This is a genomic window from Planotetraspora phitsanulokensis (genome assembly GCF_016863295.1).
GTDB lineage: Bacteria > Actinomycetota > Actinomycetes > Streptosporangiales > Streptosporangiaceae > Planotetraspora > Planotetraspora phitsanulokensis.
In genome coordinates, this window is sequence record NZ_BOOP01000022.1 from 13,582 (window position 1) to 31,012 (window position 17,431).

The following is a 17,431-nucleotide window of genomic DNA, read 5'->3' on the forward strand; positions in this document are numbered from 1 at the left end:
CGGTGATCAGGAGGCGAAGGCGGTGAGCCCGATGCTCTGGAGCATGGTGGAGTCTCCCTTGGTCGTGGAGTTCACGGTGACGACGATCCGGCGCTTCAGGTCGCGGGTGGCGAACATGCCGGTGCTGTAGCCGTAGCGGCTGCCGGTCTTGCCGTAGACGGTCACCCCGCCGGGGAGGGTCATGACCGACATCCCCATGGTGTACGCGGCGGGCTGGTCGTTGGAGGGGTCGTCGTCCCCGTCGAAGAGCGGCACCCCGTCCGGGACGGTGAACATCTTCTCCAGCTGGGCGGGCTTGAGAAGCCGACCGCGGAAGAGGGCGACCATGAAGCGGTCCAGGTCGTCCGTGGTGGAGATGATCTCACCAGCGGCCCAGGTCATGGTCTGGCTCATCTCGGTGACGTCCACCAGCCGCGTCTTCCCGTCGTCATCGGTGACGGCCAGGTAGCCCTTGGCGTGCGGCCCGTGGATCCGGACGTCGTCGACCGGGAGGGTGGTGTGCCGGAGGCCCAGCGGGCGGATGATCCGCGTGCGCACGGCGTCGGCATACGGCCTGCCGGTGAGCTTCTCGATCAGCATGCCCAGGACGATGTAGTTGGTGTTCAGGTAGTGCTGCCGGGTGCCGGGCTCGAACTCCATCGGATTGGCGGCGACGCCGTCCATCCACTGCTGCGGCGTCCACTTGTCGTAGCGGTGGTCGAGGATCCACCGGTCGTCCTCCGGAAGAGTCGGGCTGGGCAGACCGCTGGTGTGGTCGAGCAGCTCGCCGACCGTGACCGGAGGGTAGTTCGCGGGCAGCAGGCCGGGAAGGTAGTGCTGGACGGTGCCGTCGAGGTCGACCTTGCCCTCGGCGACGAACTGGAGGACGACGGTGGCGGTGAACACCTTGGTGATGCTGCCGATCCGGATCCTGGCGTCGTCGGGCACCGGGCGGCCGGTCCGGAGGTCGCCCACCCCCGATTTGCCCGTCCAGGAGCCCGCCGTCCCCCGCACCTGGACGAGCGCGCCGGTCGCCTGGGAGTTCGGCAGGCCCGCGATGGACTGGCAGAGCGCCCGCGCGTTCAGCGGGCGAAGCGACGACGCGCTCTCCGGGCGCGTGGCGGCGGAGCAGGTCGGAGCGGAAGTCGTCGGGGTCTTCGTCGCGGCCGCCGCCACAGGGGAGGCGGTGCCCGCGAGCGCCGAACCGGCGAGGGCGGCGGTCAGTGCGAAAGCGGCGACCGGCTTGAACATTTTCGTGCTCCTTCATGGGACTCTTCGTCGGTGATCCCATGGTTTCGGGGCGGCCCCACCCGTGAGATCGCCTGCGCGAGCGGTCTTTCCGCCTCCCTCGCACGAGGGATCCGATCGCCGGTGAGGACTGCGTGCGCTCGGCGTCACGTGCCCGGCTGCGCGAGGTGGTCGACGGCCGATGTCCTTTGACACAGCTTGATCGTGCGGGATATGACCTGCGGAATGACCCACGAATCGACGCCGCGCCAGGCGATCGCATGATCGAGATTCCTTCCGGGGAGATCGTCATGCGGGACGAGGGCGCGAAGTCGAGCTGGAAGGTCGAGGTCGAGGCCTTCCGGCTGGCGCCGTACCCCGTGACCCACGAGCTGTACGGCTCCGTTCTCGGTGAGGCGTCCGCGACCTCGGCGGGGCCGCGGACGCCGGTGACCGAGGTCTCCTGGAAGGAGGCCGTCCGGTTCTGCAACCTGCTCTCACAGGCGACGGGGCTCGAACCCTGCTACTCGATGGGCGTCGACCCCGACGCGCGGGACGTGGTCTGCGACGGGGATGCCGACGGCTATCGCCTCCCCTCCGAGGCGGAGTGGGAGTACGCGTGCAGGGCCGGGACCTCCGGCGTCCGCTACGGAGAGCTGGACGAGATCGCCTGGTACCGCGAGAACTCCGGCGGCGAGGTGCACGACGTCGCGACCAGGACGCCGAACGCGTGGGGCCTCTACGACATGATCGGCAATGTGTGGGAGTGGTGCTGGGATCTCTACGATCCCGGCGTCTACGGCCCGTACCGCGTATTCCGTGGCGGAGGCGCGCATGACCGGCCCCGCGGATGCAGGGCGTCGTGCCGCCGCAAGAGTCACCCGGCCTTCCGCATCGACGACCTCGGGTTCCGGCTCGCCCGATCACGGTGAGCCGGTCCGCCGGGCCGCACGGAGGGGAGACCGCATCTCGATCTCGCCGGCCGTCAGCGACGGCTCGTTGGTTGTGAGGTCCAGGTCGGTCATGTCCCGCATGTTAGGTTCCGTTCCGGACGTTCTCCTTCCGGAATGTGAGGGATGCCGTGAACTCCGACGCGAGCCCGACGGCACGGGCCCTCCTGACCCTCGAACTGGTCCAGGGCAGCCCGGGCATCACCGCGGACCGGCTGGCCGACAAGCTCGGCGTCTCGGAGCGGGCCGCCCGGCGGTACGTCGGCATCCTCCGTGAGGCCGGCATCCCGATCGAGTCCGTCCGCGGGCCCTACGGCGGCTATCGCCTGGGGCGCGGCCTTCGGCTTCCGCCCCTGATGTTCAGCGCCATCGAGGCCCTCGGCCTGGTCATGGCCGTGCTCGACGGCCACCACGACCCGCGCGATCCCACCGATCCCGTCGGCAGCGCGCTCGGCAAGCTCGTGCGGGCGCTCCCCGAGCCGGTTGCCGCCCAGGCCGAGGCCGTCCGCCGGGCCACGGCGCCCGCCCCCGACCGCGCCGCCGCCCGGCCCGACCCCGAGACCACGACCACGCTCGTGCAGGCCTGTTCGAACCGGCGGCGGGTGCGGCTCGGCTATCGCTCAGAGGCCGGGTCGGAGTGGACCGGCGAGGTCGACCCGTGGGCGGTCGTGGTCCGCCACGGCCGGTGGTACCTGCTGTGCTGGTCCCACACCGCCGACGCCCGCCGGGCCTACCGGATCGACCGGGTCCGCGAGGTGGAGGTGCTCGGCGACACCTTCAACCCGCCCGCCGACCTCGACCCGATCGCCACATTGGAGGAGCATCTCGCCGTCGGATGGGAGTACGAGGTCGAGGTCGTCATCGACGCGCCCGCCGACACCCTCAAGCGCCGCCTCCCCTGCGCGCTCGGACGGCTCGAGCCGCTCGATGCCGAGACCACCCGCCTGGTCGGCAGCACCGGCAACCCGTGGTGGTATGCCGAGCAGCTCGCGGCGATCCCGGCGTCCTTCCGGATCGTGGGAGGCCCCGAGCTCCAGCACACGGCGCGCGCCGTCGGGCAGCGGCTGCTGGCGGCGAGTGAGAGCCCGGCTGTCAGCGCCGTCGGCGTGGGACGCCCGCGAAATAGGCTGGACGAGGAGGTGAGGCATCGTGACGGCTGAGCGACCTCGGGGCGCAGCGCTCTCCCCCTCGCAACAGGCGGCCGTACGAGATCTCCTTGACGCCGACCGCGAGCGGACCATGGCGCGAATCGCGTCGCTGACGCGCGATTGGGACGCCATCGTCGAGTCGTCCGAACTGGTGGCCACCGACGACGAGCACGACCCCGAGGGGTCGAGCACCGCCTTCGAGCGCGCCCATGTCCAGTCACTGCTCGACCAGGGACGCAGCCATCTCGCCGACCTGGACGCGGCTCTGCGACGGCTCGGCGACGGAACGTACGGAGTCTGCGAGAGATGCGGACGGCCCATCGCCGCCGAACGCCTGGAGGTCCGCCCGGCGGCGACGACCTGCGTCGAGTGCGCCGCCGCCCGGCGCTGACGCGGAGACGAGGACGCGGTGATACCGCTCGGTTCGTATGGAGATTCCGAGTGCTCAGGCCGCGGAGAATTCGGCGGGTGCCCCGAGCCACCGGGTCAGCGCCTTGTCGAGCGTCTCCGGGGTGTCCGGGTCGCCCGACGCCCAGACGGTGATCCCGTCGGGACGGACCAGGAGGCCCGTGAGGTCGGGACGGTCGGGGCAGGTCGTCGCGACGACACGGAGTCGGTCGCCGTAGCGTTCGGCGTGCGAGCCGATTTCCGCGTCGCCGCCCGTCAGGTCGAGGAGCAGTGCCTGGCCGCCGTGGAGGAGGTCGGCCAGCCTGGTGCCGTCGGCGAGTTCGAGGTCGGGTGCCGTGCGGCCGACCAGCGGGTGGTCGCCCTCGAGGTCGTAGTGCTGCCAGACACCGGAGAGCTTCTTGGCGAAGTACGTGGTTCCGGCCACGGTCCTCGCCAGGTCGGTCACGATGTCGCGCATGGCCCGGGCGCGTGGTTCGGGACGCATCAGCGCGACCTGGGCCCGGGTCCAGTCCAGGACCCACGCGCCGACGGGTTGCCGCTCGGCGGTGTAGGAGTCGAGCAGTCCCTCGGGCGCCCAGCCGCGGATCGCTGCGGCGAGCTTCCAGCCGAGGTTCATCGCGTCCCCGATGCCGAGGTTGAGCCCCTGGCCGCCGAAGGGTGAGTGGACGTGCGCCGCGTCGCCCGCCAGCAGCACCCGCCCCAGCCGGTAGGTGGTGGCCTGGCGGGCGTTGTCGGTGAACCGTGTGGCCGTGTGCACGGCGGTGATCGTGACATCGACCCCGGAGACCCGGCGCAGGGCCGCCTGGAGCTCGTCCGCGGTGATCGGCGCGTCCCTGTCGGCGGGCGGCCCGCCGAACTGCACGGTGAGGATCCGGCCCGGCATCGGGCCGTGCACGTAGACGCCGGTGTCGGTGCGGTGCCAGCCCATCCCCAGGTCCTCGGCGCCTTCGATCTCCACCAGCGCCTGGTGGCCGGTGATCTCGGGGCTCGTGCCGGGGAAGTCGAACCCGGCCAGCCTGCGGACCGTGCTCCGGCCGCCGTCGCATCCCGCGAGCCAGGCGGCGCGGATCGTGCCCCTGTCGGTGTGGACGGTGACCCCCTCGTCGTCCTGGTCGAACCCGGTGAGCTCGACCCCGCGCCGTACCTCGACGCCGAGGGCCGACGCGCGGTCGCCGAGCAGGCGCTCCAGCTCGGCCTGGGGCACCAGCGAGACGTTCGCCGCGGGGCCGTGGCCGGCGAGGTCGGGATCGGACGTGTCGAGCAGGTCGTCATGCAGCATGATCCCGGCGAAGTGGCCGAGGACCTTCGGCCCCGGCTTCCCGGGAGGCCCGCCCGCACCCGGCCGCATGAACCGCGCGAAGATCTCCCGCTGCGTCTCCGCCAGCGCGGGCAGCAGCCCGCGCCGGTAGAGCGCCTCGGCTGTCGGCAGGTTGATCGATCCCGCCTTGATCGTCGTATCCACCTCGGTCAGCCGCTCGACGACGACCGCCGACACCCCGGCCAGCCGGAGCTCGCAGGCGAGCATCAGTCCGACGGGACCTGCACCTGCCACCACAACATCGAAGTCCATGGATTTCACTATAGTCACTAAAATTTCTTAGTCGCTACACTGAGATGGTGAACAACGATCCTGCCCCGCTCACACTGCGCGAGCGCAAGAAGCGCCAGACACGGCAGCGGATCTCCGACGTGGCGTCGATGCTCTTCTTCGAGCGCGGCTTCGACAACGTCACGGTCGCCGAGGTCGCGGAGGCCGCGGAGGTCTCCGCGATGACGGTCTTCAACCACTTCCCGCGCAAGGAGGACCTGTTCCTCGACCGGCTCCCCGAGGCGACGGAGCTGATCACGCTGGCCGTCCGTGGACGCGGGGAGGGCGAGTCCCCTCTCGTCCCGCTGCGCCGCATGCTGCTGGAGCTGATGGACCAGCGGCATCCGCTCTCGGGCCTGCATGACGACTTTCCGCACTTCTGGCGGGTCGTGCTGGCGGCGCCAACGCTGCGGGCGCGGGCAAGGGAGGCCGTCGAGGAGATGGAGGACACCATGACCGCCCTCCTCGCGGAGGCGGCCGGCGTCGAGCCCGGCGACTCACGGGCCAGGCTGGCGGCGGCGCTGACCGTCGCGGCCTGCCGCACGATCTACATCACCACGGCCACGCGGCTGCTGGCGGGCGAGCGCGCCGACGACATCGCCGACGAGCAGCGGGCGCTGGTCGTGCACGCCTTCGAGAGCCTGGAAAGGGCGCTTACCGACGGCCTGTGACGACACCACCGTCTGACGAGTCCTCAGCCGGCGACGGCCCCGAAGCGCTCGTCCACACCACGCTCAGGTCGGGAAACACAGCCCTGACCTGTGCTTTCGCATGAGCGGAGCCTAGCGGGGTCCGTGCTCCCGGCCTCCCGCCCGCATGTCGGCCCGATCGCGACGATCTGGGCGGGGGACGGCGCAGCAGTCGCCGGTCTTCACGCGGGGTCCTCGGCGAAGGCCGACATCTCAGCGGCCGACCAGTTCAGCCTGCCGCCACGCAGATCGTCGACCACCGACCGAAGCCACTGCAGTTCAGCCGCCACGACAACGCGCAGATACTCGGCTTCGAGCATGGTGATGCGGGGGAGGCCCTGCCCGGCCTCGGCGCTCAGGTCGGCGTCCAGTGCGGCCAAAGTCTCCTCGAGCGTTCTCACGCGCCGCTCAAGGGCGTCGCCTATCTCCGGCGGGGTGAGCATCAGCAGGTGGGAGAGCGCCGCGGGGAACTCGGGGAACTCCTCCTTGGGCGTGGCCAGCATGTCCACCAGCCACTCGCGGGCCACGGCGCGTCCCGTGTCGGTGATCCCGTACACCGTCCGCTCCGGATATGCCTGGTCGCGCTCGGTCTCCCGCACCTTGATCAGGCCGGTCGCGGTGAGGCGGTCGATCGTCCGGTAGAGGCTCGTGCGCTGGCCCACGTTGACCACCTTGTCCTTGCCCCACTGCTTGATCAGCCGCTGGATGCCGTACGGATGCAGCGGCTTGTACTGCAACAGGGCCAGGACGGTCAGAGCGAGCGGTGAGCGGTTACGAGGCGTGGTCATATCTCGATACTAGCCACAGTGCTACTAGTTGACAAACAAGTAGTGTCACTGACACTATCTCATCCATCGGCTAACAGCGGCTCCCGGAGGACTGCGATGACCCCCCACGAACAGGCTCAGACGGCGGAACCGACCACGAATTTCGTCACCTCTGCCGACGGCACCCGCATCGCCTATCACTCCGTCGGGCACGGCCCGGGCATCGTGCTGCTCCACGGCTCCATGGAGACGGCGAGAAGCCACATGGCCATGGCCGAGGCGTTGGCCGACGCGTTCACCGTCCATCTGCCCGACCGTCGCGGCCGCGGCCAGAGCGGGCCGTACGGTGACGACTACAGCGTTCGGAAGGAAGTGGAAGACCTCGACGCGGTGCTGAACGAGACAGGTGCCCACTACGTCTTCGGCGTCAGCGCGAGCGGCGTCGCCGTGCTCCAGGCGGCACGTGTCCTGCCGGCCATTCACAAGGTCGCCGTCTACGAGCCAGCGCTGCTGCTGGAGGACGTCCCCCAGTTGACCGGGTGGATCGACCGCTTCGACCGGGAGATGGCCGCGGGCAAGGTGGAGGCCGCGCTGGTGACGAGCATGCTCGGGCTTCGGCTCGGGCCGCCGATCATGAACTTCATGCCGCGGGGACTTCTGACCTGGCTGACCAGACTGCTGATGAAGAGCGAGAACAAGAACGCCCAGCCGGGCGATGCGACCATGCGGACGCTCGCCCCGACTTTGCACTACGAAGGTGTGCTGCTCGCCGAGATGGCCGATGACGCGGACAGGTTCGCCGACGTGAAGGCCGAGGTGCTCCTGCTCGGCGGAAGCAAGGGACTGCCCTTCCTCAAGCCTGCGCTGTCCCGGCTGGAGAAGATCCTTCCCAACGTCGAACGGGTCGAGTTCCCCGGGCTCGATCACGGTGCGTCGGCCGATGTCAGCAAGCAGAACCAGGCAGGCAAGCCGGAACTCGTGGCGGCCGAACTGAGGCGCTTCTTCACCGCGGCGGCCGCGAGCTGAGGCCCTGGAGAGACCGCCGGACCGCGTGATGCGCGAACGCCCCCGTTTCCTCATCGGAAACGGGGGCGTTCCGCGTGGTGGAGCGCGATATGCGCCTGGACGTACGACGGGGTGGGGCTAGACCTACTTCAGCGCCGCTCTCGTAGGTATCGGGCTCCGCCCGGTGCACAGTGGAACCGCCAAGCCATATCGCCTAGATCAGCACATTGCAGGTACCACGGTCCGGGTCGTGAAGTGAGAAGGAAGAGTCATGCGACAACTGGTCTCGTGGGCGGGGAGCGCCTGCGTGGGGTTCGCGCGAGCGTGCGTCGTGGTGGTCGTCGCCATGCTGGTCCCGGCCGTGTGGGCCGCCGCCGTGGCTGTGTGGATCTGGTGGTGGGACGGAGACCCGTGGTCAGGGATAGCGCCGTTGGTGTGGGCGGCCATCGGCACGCTCGCCCTGTCCCGCCCGCTGTGCCGAATGGTCCGCTCCCTCGTCGAGCGGTGGACGGGCACCGTCATTCCCGCCGGATATCGGGAGGCCGGGCCGGTGATTCAGCTGTCCACCGGGTACTGGTGGAACGGCTTCAGTTACGAGCGCACCAGCCGCGACGCCCTCCTGGATCAGAAATGGCGGACCCGGTGGAGAGATCCCGCCGTCTGGCGTGATCTGCGGTTCACGGCGATCGCACCGGTCACCATGGGCGTGGTCGCGGCCATCCCGCTGGGCGGAGTCGTGGCCGCGGCCCTCGGGTTCTCGCAGCCGGACCTGTCCGCGCGCCTTGTCGGGGTGCTCGGCCTGGTCGTGGCCATCGCCGGTGCCCCGTACGCCTGGAGGTCCGTCGAGCCGGTGGCCGTCCGGTTCCTCCGCGCGTCGACTGCGATGGCGCTGGCGGATCGGGTGAACGAGCTGACGGCCCAGCGAGCGGACACGACGGTCGCGCAGGCCGCCGAGATCCGCCGCATCGAGCGGAACCTGCACGACGGGGCGCAGGCACGGCTGGTCGCACTCGGGCTCTCCCTGGCGACGGTGGAGAAGCTGATGGAAACCCACCCCGACCAGGCCAGGGCGCTGCTGCGGGATGCGCGAGCGGGCGCCGCCACGTCACTGACCGAGCTCCGCGATCTGGTCCGTGGAATCAACCCGCCGGTGCTGACCGAGCGAGGGCTGATCGACGCCGTCCGCGCTCTCGCCCTGAACAGCCCGCTCGAAGCGGCTGTCAGCACCGACGTTCAGCTGCGCCTGGACCCTCCGATCGAGTCCGCCGTGTACTTCGGAGTCGCCGAGCTGATGACCAACGCGGTCAAGCACGCCCACGCGACCCGGGCGCGGATCTCCATCACCCGGGACGACACCGACATCGTCGTCGACGTCGAAGACGACGGCCGGGGCGGGGCCGGTGTGCGAGACGGCGGTGGACTCGCGGGGCTACGCCGTCGCCTCGCGGTCTTCGACGGCACCCTGGAGATCACCAGCCCGGCGGGCGGTCCGACGCGTGTGAGGATGGTGGTCCCATGCGCATCGTTGTAGCCGAAGACCTCTACCTCCTGCGTGACGGGATGGTCCGCCTCATCGAGGCGTACGGACACGAGGTGGTGGCCACGGCGACCACCGGACCCGAGACGCTGGAGGCGCTGCTGACGTGGCGGCCGGATGTCTCCATCGTCGACGTCCGCATGCCGCCGACCCAGTCGGACGAGGGCCTGCGGGCGGTTCTCGCCGCCCGCGGCGAAGTGCCCGGACTGCCGGTCCTGATCCTTTCTCAGCACGTCGAACAGCTGTATGCCCGTGAGCTCCTGGCCGACGGCGCCGGCGGCATCGGCTATTTCCTCAAGGAGAGCGTGTTCGACGCCGATCAGTTCATCGATGCTCTGGAACGCGTCGCCGCCGGCGGAACCGCCATGGACCCGGCCGTCATCGCCAAACTGCTGTCCAGCGGCTCCTCGAACCGGCGTCTCGGACGGCTCACCGAACGCGAACACTCCGTGCTCGGCCTCATGGCCGAAGGAATGTCCAACCAGGCCATCGGCCGGCGGCTCTTCCTCAGTGAAAGCGCCATCAGCAAATACACCACCTCGATGTTCGGCAAGCTCGGCATCGCCGATGACGACGACAACAACCGACGCGTCCTCGCCGTCCTCACCTACCTGAACAGGCCCTGACGTGCTCTCGGCCGCGAGTGCGGCCGACTGTGGCGATGCCTCCCCTCCGCTTGATCGACCGCTGCCTGCCGTACGGGTGCGGCGCGGACCTCCAACTCGCTATCTCAGGCCGTACTAGTTTCTAAGTTGCTAGTTGCAGAGACACTAGTGCGTGTGGCACTATTCAGTCATGACACTTCTTGAGAACACCACCGCCGAGACGATCCGCGTTCACGCCGACCACACCGTGACCAAGCACCTCGGACACTGGACGACCGCGCGCACCTTCCAGATCCGCGCCCGTCGCGGCTCGGCCGTCATCGACCTGCGCTCGCCGAAGATCGCCGAGGGTGACATCGAGCTGGACGTGGACATCGACCACGGCATGGTCAAGCTGCTGCTGCCCGCCGACGCCACCGTCGACCAGTGGGGCATCCAGTGGACCGGCGCCGGCAAGGTCAAGGACGGCGAGGGAGTCACGGCCCAGGGCGGCCGGCGGGTGCGGATCACCGGACGGGTGAGCGGCGGAGAAATCCGGATCCACCGCGGCGGCATGGCGACTCTGTCCGCCATGTTCTCCCGGGCGTACCTGGAGGACCTCAAGCGGGCCCACCGCGACGGTGCCATGCCGACCGTGGACGACCCCGCCCGCGACGCCTGATCCGTTCGGCGGCGGAACCGGGGTCCGTAGCGTCGTCCTGCGAGGACGGGGCTGAACAGGACGCTGGAAGGTTCACGCCGCGGCTCCAAGCTGCTCCTGCGGCCGCCGAACGGGCGGCCCAGCAGGAGAAGTGGACGAGCACACCATGAGCATGAACACACATCCGGTCGGCGGCCAGGGTCTGGTGACCTCAGTCGAGGGCCTCGGCACGATGGGCATGACCGCGATGTACGGCACGCCGGACGTCGCGGAGGCGGTCGCCACCGTGCACCGGGCGATCGAGCTCGGCGTGTCGATGTTCGACACCGCGGACATGTACGGCCCGTTCAGCGGCGAGGAACTGCTCGGGCGGGCGGTGTCGGCCCATCGCGACCAGGTCATCGTGGCCACCAAGGGTGGTGGCCTGACCCTCGACGAGACGGGCGGGATCGTCGGCGGCCCCAACGGCCGGCCCGACTATCTGCGCCGTTCCGTCGAAGGATCACTCCGCCGTCTGGGCACGGACCACATCGATCTCTACTACCTGCACAGGGTCGACCCGACCGTGCCGGTCGAGGAGTCCTTCGGCGCCCTCGGAGAGTTGGTCGCCGAAGGAAAGGTGCGCTATCTGGGGATCAGCGAGGCGTCGGCGGAGAGCATCCGGGCCGCTCACGCCGCCGCGCCGCTCTCCGCGGTGCAGACGGAGTACTCGTTGTTCACCCGCACGGTGGAATCCAACGGTGTCCTCGACGTCGTCCGAGAGTTGGGCATCGGGTTCGTGGCCTACTCGCCCCTGGGACGCGGGATCCTCACCGGTGGTCTGCGATCGGTGGAGGAGTTGCCGGAACACGACTTCCGCCGTACGGCCCCCCGCTTCGCCGGGGAGAACCTGCGGAACAACCTCCGGTTGGTCGACAGGATTCGGACGATCGCCGACAATCGTGATGTCACGCCTGGTCGATTGGCGCTGGCATGGGTGCTGGCGCAGGGTGTGACCGCGATCCCCGGCACCAAGCGCCGGGTCTACCTCGAAGACAATGTCGCCGCGGCAGACCTCGTGCTGGACGCCGAGACACTTGCGGCGCTCGACGAAGCGGTTCCCGCCGATGCCGTGGCGGGCGAGCGCTACACGCCGGTCGCGATGAGCACAATCCAGGAGTGAGTGCACGGTGAAGCACGGCGACGTGGGCGGGTTCCTCAGGGCGCGTCGTGAGGCGCTGCGGCCGGCGGACGTCGGGCTCGTGCCCGGCGGCCGCAGGCGGACGCCCGGCCTGCGCCGCTCGGAGGTCGCGCTACTGGCCGACGTGTCCGTCGACTACTACGAACGGCTTGAGCAGTCCCGCAACGCCAAGCCCTCCGAGGCGCTGGTGGCGAGCCTGGCGCGGGCGTTGCGACTGTCGGTGGACGAGCGCGACTACCTCTATGAGCTGGCGGGCTACCCACCGCCCCGGACGGGCGCGACCGGCGGCTACGTCGATCCGGCGATGATGTTCGTGCTCGACGCGCTGACCACGGTGCCCGCGCACATCGTCGACGACCTGACCACGGTGCTCGCCCAGAACCGGCTCAGCCGTGCGCTCGTGGGTCCATGGGCGCACGGTGACGATCGCCTGGGAAACGTGACCTGGCGCTGGTTCACCGACCCGGCGTCGCGCGCCCTCAATGTGCCTGCGGAACACGAAGCGATCGGACGGGGCTACGTGGCGGACCTGCGCGCCGCCAGCGCTCACCGCGGTCAGGACGCCGTCAGCAGTCGGCTCATCGCCGACCTCGCCGACGCCAGCGAGGAGTTCTCCCGCTACTGGGACGACATGGAGGTCGTCCCTCTCCGGTCCACGCGCAAGAAGTTGATCCACCCGCATGCCGGACAGTTGGACGTGCAGTGCGATTTCGTGCTCAGTGCCACCGGCGGGCACCGCTTGGTGATCTTCCGGCCGCAACCCGGCTCGGCCACCGCGGAGAATTTCGAGTTTCTGGACGTCCTGGGCCACCAGTCCTTCGAAGCCTGATCACAGTCGCCGTTGACCGCCCCGCGATCGTGACGGGTGTCCGCCCGAAGCCGACGACCGGCCACAATTTGCTCATTAGACACGTAAATCACATATTGCCCCAAGCGCCGGCAGATCATAATGACGGACCGGTTCACGTGTAGATCTCCGTCCAGAGCCGGCCTCTACCGCCTGCCGTGTGCGTCACCGCGGGCATCGGGAGGAACCCGTCACCTGCACGACGGTCCGGCGACGACGAGGGACAACCGCAGCGAACACCGTTGCTGCGGCGATCATGAAGGACATCGCATGACTGGTCTGACGGCCGAGACCCCTCCCGGCTCTGGTTCGGCGAAGACACTGGATGGGTGGTTGAGAAGGTGGGGGCCGGGCCGTCGGGCGCGTGTCGTGATGATCGGCGTGGTGCTGGCCGTGAGCGCTCCTGCAGTGACGACGCTGGGGTTGGCGGGGTCGGCGGCGGCCTCCACAGGGGACTCGTCTGTGTATGCGTGGGGGCAGGGCGTCTCCGGGCAGTTGGGCAACGAGGCGACGGTCAATCGTTCCTCCCCCGTTCTGTCCGCACTGAGTCAGGTTGCCCAGGTCAGCGGTGGTGATGTCCACACTGTGGCGGTACGCGCGGATGGCACTGCGTGGGCGTGGGGCGACAACGCCTACGGGGACCTGGGCGACGGAACCACGCAGGACAGCTCGGTGCCGGTGCAGGTTGCCGGCCTTACAGGCATCGTGCAGGTCGCTGCGGGCGAGTATTACAACCTGGCGTTGCGCTCGGACGGCACGGTGTGGGCCTGGGGGTGGAACCCCGAAGGGCAGCTCGGTGACGGCACCACCGTCACACGCCATACCCCCGTGAAAGTGGCCGGGTTGTCCGGGGTGACCAAGATCGCCGTCGGCGGCTACCACAGCATGGCGTTGCGCTCGAACGGCACCGTGATGGCCTGGGGCAACAACGGCTACGGGGAGATCGGCGACGGCACCACCACCAGGCGCACCACCCCTGTGGTCATCCATGGTCTGACCAAGGTGACCCAGATCGCCGCCGGCTGGAGCCACAGTCTCGCGTTACGGTCGGATGGCAGCGTGATGGCCTGGGGCGATAACCACTACGGGGAGGTCGGCGACGGCACCACCACCCAGCGCGCCGCCCCTGTAAAGGTGGCCGGATTGTCCGGGGTGACGCAGATCGCCGCCGGTGGAGGACACAGCCTCGCATTGCGCTCGGACGGCACTGTGCGGGCCTGGGGGGCCAACGAACACGGGCAGCTCGGCGACGGCACCACCACCCATCGCCACACTCCGGTCAACGTGTCAGGGCTGACCAACGTCGCCCAGGTCAGCGCAAGCGCCAATGACAGTTTTGCGCTCCGCTCGAACGGCACCGTAATGGCGTGGGGCAACAACGCATGCGGCAAGCTCGGTGACGGAACCACAACTCAACGACTCAGGCCGGTCGCCGTACATGCGCTCAGCTCGGCGACGCAGATCTCGGCCGGGTTCTGGCACACGCTGGCGAAGGTGGGGCCGCCGAAGGTGACGGCCAAGGCGGCGATCACCGGCTCCCGCATCGCCGGAGACAAGCTGACCTGCAAGGCCACCTTCCTCGCCGCCTCCTCGGTGAAGTACAGCTGGTCGCGGGACACGACCACGATCTCGGGCGCGACCGCCGCCACCTACACGCCGGTGGCGGGCGATGCCGGTCACAAGGTGACCTGCACCGTTTTCGGCAACAACACCTACGGCACCACCAGCACCTCGGCGGCCATCAGCGTCTACGCGCGCTTCACCACGGGCACCCCGCCGGTCGCGCAAACCGGTAAGTACTTCATTTACCGATTCACGGCGACCGGGTACTCCGCGGCGAAGGTCACTCTGGTCTCCGGGACGCTCCCTCCGGGCATGCAACTGGCCACCGGCGGCACGCTGTCCGGAACGCCCACCCGAGCCGGCGCCTACACGTTCATCCTGCAAGCGGCCGGTGGCACCGCCCCCACCGCCAGAGGTGCCAAGAGTGTCGTCGTCCGCGCCCCGGCGAAGTTCACCTCGGCCACCACACCGGTGGCGCACGCGGGCAAGTACTACATCTTCCGATTCCCGACGACCGGGTCGCCCGCACCGAAGGTCACCCGCGCCTCCGGAAGCCTCCCGCCGGGCCTGAAGCTGGCCACCGGCGGCACGCTGTCCGGGACGCCCACCCGCAAGGGCACCTACAAGTTCACCCTGAAGGCGACCAACGGCGTCGGCACCCCCGCCACCGCCACCAAGACCGTCACCGTCCGTTGATCAGCGTGATCCCAGGGAATCGGCGCACCACCGATTCCCTGGGACACTTCCCGATCAAGGTCAAGACGACTCTCAGGCCAGGCCCGGCAAGCTCGCAGGGGAAGGTTTGAGCAAGATCCTGGCGAATCTGGCACGGAAGATCGGTAAAGCCTCCTCGTCCTGGCCAGACGCGTCATGCCGCATGGCCTCGTACGGACTTGGGTGACTGTGTCGCCGTACGGCGGACCGGTCGTGGATCGATGAGCGCACCAGTCGGCTCCCCACCGGATTCGCCGCCGACGTCCGGGAGCGGCTTTCAGGACACAGGACGCGTGGTGTCCGATTTCTGCCAGCGACTATCGGAGGGACCCGGCAGAGTTTTCGCGACGCGACGGGACGCGAAGGGATGCGACCTGGCGAAGGACGAAGGACACGAGGGCATGCACAAGATCTCCGAGCTGAAAGTGCTGTACTTCGGGACCCCGGTGGTCCTGATCGGCTCCCGGAACGAGGACGGCTCGGCGAACCTCTCGCCGATGTCCTCGGCCTGGTGGTTGGACGACTCCTGCATGCTGGGTCTCGGCAACAACGGCCAGACTGCGGCGAATCTGCTGCGCGAACGTGACTGCGTGTTGAATCTCGCCTCCTCTTCGATGGTCGACGCCGTGGACCGGCTCGCGCTTCTGACCGCGAGAGCGGCGATACCGGACTACCGGGTGCAGCAGGGTTACCGGTACGAGCGAGACAAGTTCGGGGTGGCAGGGCTGACCGAGCAGTCGGCGGAGTTGGTACGGGCGCCGCGCGTCAAGGAGTGCCCCATCCAGTTGGAGTGTGTGGTGGATGAGGCACATCCGTTCGGCGGTCCGGAGACGGAGGCGACCGCCTTCCAGGTCAGGGTGGTGCGCGTCCATGTCGAGGAGGAATTGATCATCCCCGGGACGCACTACGTGGACCCGCTGCGATGGGATCCGCTCATCATGAAGTTCTGCGAGTTCTTCGGCGGCGGGCAGAACGTGCACCCGTCCAGGCTCGCCGAGGGCTGGAAGATGCCGCATCAGCTCCAGCGGGCGACCGGCTGATCAAGGAACCGTTGCCGACGGGACGGCGAGCAGGTCGTGGGCGGCCTGCGCGAAGGCGCGAACGCGTGCGGTGGCGCCGTCGGCCCGCCAGAACAGACCCCATCGCAGCGGCGAGGCGTCACTGATGGGCACGTAGGCGACGTCAGGGCGCGCGTAATAGCGCCTGGCCTGGGCGCCGACCGTGAAGGCACCGCGGCCGGCGCCGATGAGGGTGAGCATCTCGTTGAAAGTCGCAGCCGAAGGACCGGGATCGATCGGCCGTCCGCCGGGAGTGGTGCGCGGGGTCCAGTCCTCTCGCAGGGAGGCGGGCAGGGTGTCCGGCAACTGGAGCAGCTTCACCTTGGCCAGATCCTCCAGCGACACCGACGTGCGGCGGGCGAAGGGATGCTGAGAAGGCACGGCGAGCATGCGTGCTTCGGAGACCAGGACCGGCCCGGAGACGATGCCGGGTTCGTCGACGGGGAAGGTGCCCAGCACGAGGTCGACTTCTCCGTCGCGCAGCCAGGGCATGGAGTCGGCCAGCTGCGCTTCGCGGAGCCGTACGTCGCAGTCGGGCCGGCGCCGGCGGAACAACTCGGCGGCCCCGGCGAGCAGTTGCCCGCCGGCCGCGCCGACGAACGCGACGCTCAGTGTGCCGGTCAGGCCGCGGCCGATGTCGATCGCCCGCTCGAATGCGGTGGTGATCTGGTTCCAGGCGGGGCGGATCTCCTCGTACAGCCGCCGCCCTACTGCGGTCAGCTCCACCCGGCGGCTGGTGCGGGTGAACAGGGGGACTCCGGTCCGGCGTTCCAGCTTGGCGATGGTCTGGCTGATCCGGGCGGTGGACACGTGCAGGCGGTCGGCGGTGCGGCCGAAGTGCAACTCCTCGGCGAGGGTGAGAAACGCCTCCAGCTCGTGTCGCTCCAGCATGACGTTCCTCCGGATCGTTAATTCCAGCTTCACGATCCTTGCACAGCGGCGCATTGATCGACTCCTTGCCCCGGCCGAGAGTGGGAACCGCTCAAAGACCCCTCTGACCTGTATGGGAGCAAACCATGTACGTCATCGGTGAACACGCCCTCTCCGCCCCGGCCGCCGACGCCGATGCGGTCATCCGGGAGTTGCGGGACCGCGCTGAGATCCTGGACGCGCTGTACCGGTTCGGCCTGGGCCAGGACCTGAAGGACAAGGCGTTGTTCGCCTCGGCTTTCGCCGCCGACGCCGAGTTGGATTTTCGTCCCGCAGCCGCCAAGTGGGGCGGCCGGCCGCCGGTGATGTTCGGACGGGACACCATCGTCACCACCATCTTGACCATGTTCACCGGCCAGGTGGACACCACTCACCAGGTCACCAATCCCCGCATCACCGTGGACGGCGACACCGCGCAGCTCACTGCGCTGGTGGAGGCCCAGCATCTGCTCACCGCCGGCCACGCCGCCTTCGCCCTGCTGAAGAACCCCTACGAGGTCGAACTGATCCGCGACGGCGAGCGCTGGGTCATCCGCCGCCTACGTATCGACAACGCCTGGTACACCGGCGACCCCACCGCCATCTTCGGAAGTTGA

The 17,431-nt window shown here is 69.1% G+C and carries 17 protein-coding genes; 13 read left to right on the forward strand and 4 right to left on the reverse strand.

The window, feature by feature from the left end:
- Positions 1-6: 6 nt before the first annotated feature.
- Positions 7-1,230: a serine hydrolase domain-containing protein gene (locus tag Pph01_RS23815; RefSeq protein ID WP_204075381.1), complete on the reverse strand. Its 1,224-nt coding sequence runs from the start codon at positions 1,228-1,230 to the stop codon at positions 7-9.
- A gap of 257 nt (positions 1,231-1,487) precedes the next feature.
- On the opposite strand from Pph01_RS23815, the gene Pph01_RS23820 reads away from it, so the two are divergent.
- The 3 genes from Pph01_RS23820 (at position 1,488) to Pph01_RS23830 (ending at position 3,695) form a co-directional block, all read left to right on the forward strand.
- Complete coding sequence (locus tag Pph01_RS23820; RefSeq protein WP_204075382.1) at positions 1,488-2,138, forward strand: formylglycine-generating enzyme family protein; 651 nt, start codon at positions 1,488-1,490, stop codon at positions 2,136-2,138.
- Positions 2,139-2,287: 149 nt separating this feature from the next.
- Entirely contained in the window at positions 2,288-3,316 is a 1,029-nt protein-coding gene (locus Pph01_RS23825; RefSeq protein WP_204075383.1) for a helix-turn-helix transcriptional regulator, read from the forward strand.
- On the forward strand, positions 3,306-3,695 hold the full coding sequence (locus Pph01_RS23830) for a TraR/DksA family transcriptional regulator (RefSeq protein ID WP_239116961.1): 390 nt from the start codon (positions 3,306-3,308) through the stop codon (positions 3,693-3,695). The genes Pph01_RS23825 and Pph01_RS23830 overlap by 11 nt, the downstream gene beginning before the upstream one ends.
- A gap of 54 nt (positions 3,696-3,749) precedes the next feature.
- On the opposite strand, the gene Pph01_RS23835 is transcribed toward Pph01_RS23830, so the two are convergent.
- On the reverse strand, positions 3,750-5,282 hold the full coding sequence (locus Pph01_RS23835) for an FAD-dependent monooxygenase (protein WP_204075384.1): 1,533 nt from the start codon (positions 5,280-5,282) through the stop codon (positions 3,750-3,752).
- A gap of 47 nt (positions 5,283-5,329) precedes the next feature.
- Between Pph01_RS23835 and Pph01_RS23840 the strand changes: the two genes are divergently transcribed.
- Positions 5,330-5,971 (forward strand): TetR/AcrR family transcriptional regulator, encoded by a 642-nt coding sequence (locus Pph01_RS23840; protein ID WP_204075385.1) that lies wholly within the window; start codon positions 5,330-5,332, stop codon positions 5,969-5,971.
- 200 nt (positions 5,972-6,171) lie between these two features.
- Here the strand turns inward: Pph01_RS23840 and Pph01_RS23845 are convergent, their stop codons facing one another.
- Positions 6,172-6,777 carry a PadR family transcriptional regulator gene (locus Pph01_RS23845; RefSeq protein WP_204075386.1) on the reverse strand — a complete coding sequence of 202 codons (606 nt, stop codon included), beginning with the start codon at positions 6,775-6,777 and terminating at the stop codon, positions 6,172-6,174.
- Positions 6,778-6,873: 96 nt separating this feature from the next.
- Here Pph01_RS23845 and Pph01_RS23850 point away from each other — a divergent pair, with 96 nt between their 5' ends.
- From Pph01_RS23850 to Pph01_RS23885, 8 genes are all read left to right on the forward strand, one after another.
- Positions 6,874-7,782: an alpha/beta fold hydrolase gene (locus Pph01_RS23850; protein ID WP_204075387.1), complete on the forward strand. Its 909-nt coding sequence runs from the start codon at positions 6,874-6,876 to the stop codon at positions 7,780-7,782.
- A gap of 250 nt (positions 7,783-8,032) precedes the next feature.
- On the forward strand, positions 8,033-9,292 hold the full coding sequence (locus Pph01_RS23855) for a sensor histidine kinase (protein WP_204075388.1): 1,260 nt from the start codon (positions 8,033-8,035) through the stop codon (positions 9,290-9,292).
- A complete protein-coding gene (locus Pph01_RS23860) occupies positions 9,277-9,924 on the forward strand; it encodes a response regulator transcription factor (RefSeq protein WP_204075389.1) in 648 nt (215 codons plus the stop codon). The genes Pph01_RS23855 and Pph01_RS23860 overlap by 16 nt, the downstream gene beginning before the upstream one ends.
- A gap of 169 nt (positions 9,925-10,093) precedes the next feature.
- Positions 10,094-10,564 (forward strand): hypothetical protein, encoded by a 471-nt coding sequence (locus Pph01_RS23865; protein ID WP_204075390.1) that lies wholly within the window; start codon positions 10,094-10,096, stop codon positions 10,562-10,564.
- A 145-nt stretch (positions 10,565-10,709) separates the two neighbouring features.
- Positions 10,710-11,705, forward strand: a complete 996-nt coding sequence (locus tag Pph01_RS23870) for an aldo/keto reductase (protein ID WP_308441913.1) — start codon at positions 10,710-10,712, stop codon at positions 11,703-11,705.
- Positions 11,706-11,712: 7 nt separating this feature from the next.
- Positions 11,713-12,552 carry a helix-turn-helix transcriptional regulator gene (locus tag Pph01_RS23875; RefSeq protein ID WP_204075391.1) on the forward strand — a complete coding sequence of 280 codons (840 nt, stop codon included), beginning with the start codon at positions 11,713-11,715 and terminating at the stop codon, positions 12,550-12,552.
- 390 nt (positions 12,553-12,942) lie between these two features.
- On the forward strand, positions 12,943-14,829 hold the full coding sequence (locus tag Pph01_RS23880) for an RCC1 domain-containing protein (RefSeq protein WP_204075392.1): 1,887 nt from the start codon (positions 12,943-12,945) through the stop codon (positions 14,827-14,829).
- Between the two features lie 419 nt (positions 14,830-15,248).
- Complete coding sequence (locus Pph01_RS23885; RefSeq protein WP_204075393.1) at positions 15,249-15,887, forward strand: flavin reductase family protein; 639 nt, start codon at positions 15,249-15,251, stop codon at positions 15,885-15,887.
- On the opposite strand, the gene Pph01_RS23890 is transcribed toward Pph01_RS23885, so the two are convergent.
- A complete protein-coding gene (locus Pph01_RS23890) occupies positions 15,888-16,796 on the reverse strand; it encodes a LysR family transcriptional regulator (protein WP_204075394.1) in 909 nt (302 codons plus the stop codon).
- A 125-nt stretch (positions 16,797-16,921) separates the two neighbouring features.
- Between Pph01_RS23890 and Pph01_RS23895 the strand changes: the two genes are divergently transcribed.
- Positions 16,922-17,431 (forward strand): nuclear transport factor 2 family protein, encoded by a 510-nt coding sequence (locus tag Pph01_RS23895; protein ID WP_204075395.1) that lies wholly within the window; start codon positions 16,922-16,924, stop codon positions 17,429-17,431.

Bases quoted from the DNA above. Each gene is read 5' to 3' on its own strand.
- Pph01_RS23820 (WP_204075382.1), top strand. From the start codon at position 1,488: ATGATCGAGATTCCTTCCGGGGAGATCGTCATGCGGGACGAGGGCGCG.
- Pph01_RS23850 (WP_204075387.1), top strand. From the start codon at position 6,874: ATGACCCCCCACGAACAGGCTCAGACGGCGGAACCGACCACGAATTTC.
- Pph01_RS23895 (WP_204075395.1), top strand. From the start codon at position 16,922: ATGTACGTCATCGGTGAACACGCCCTCTCCGCCCCGGCCGCCGACGCC.
- Pph01_RS23845 (WP_204075386.1), bottom strand. From the start codon at position 6,777: ATGACCACGCCTCGTAACCGCTCACCGCTCGCTCTGACCGTCCTGGCC.
- Pph01_RS23855 (WP_204075388.1), top strand. From the start codon at position 8,033: ATGCGACAACTGGTCTCGTGGGCGGGGAGCGCCTGCGTGGGGTTCGCG.
- Pph01_RS23815 (WP_204075381.1), bottom strand. From the start codon at position 1,230: ATGTTCAAGCCGGTCGCCGCTTTCGCACTGACCGCCGCCCTCGCCGGT.
- Pph01_RS23890 (WP_204075394.1), bottom strand. From the start codon at position 16,796: ATGCTGGAGCGACACGAGCTGGAGGCGTTTCTCACCCTCGCCGAGGAG.
- Pph01_RS23870 (WP_308441913.1), top strand. From the start codon at position 10,710: ATGAGCATGAACACACATCCGGTCGGCGGCCAGGGTCTGGTGACCTCA.
- Pph01_RS23880 (WP_204075392.1), top strand. From the start codon at position 12,943: ATGATCGGCGTGGTGCTGGCCGTGAGCGCTCCTGCAGTGACGACGCTG.
- Pph01_RS23865 (WP_204075390.1), top strand. From the start codon at position 10,094: ATGACACTTCTTGAGAACACCACCGCCGAGACGATCCGCGTTCACGCC.
- Pph01_RS23885 (WP_204075393.1), top strand. From the start codon at position 15,249: ATGCACAAGATCTCCGAGCTGAAAGTGCTGTACTTCGGGACCCCGGTG.
- Pph01_RS23860 (WP_204075389.1), top strand. From the start codon at position 9,277: ATGCGCATCGTTGTAGCCGAAGACCTCTACCTCCTGCGTGACGGGATG.
- Pph01_RS23835 (WP_204075384.1), bottom strand. From the start codon at position 5,282: ATGGACTTCGATGTTGTGGTGGCAGGTGCAGGTCCCGTCGGACTGATG.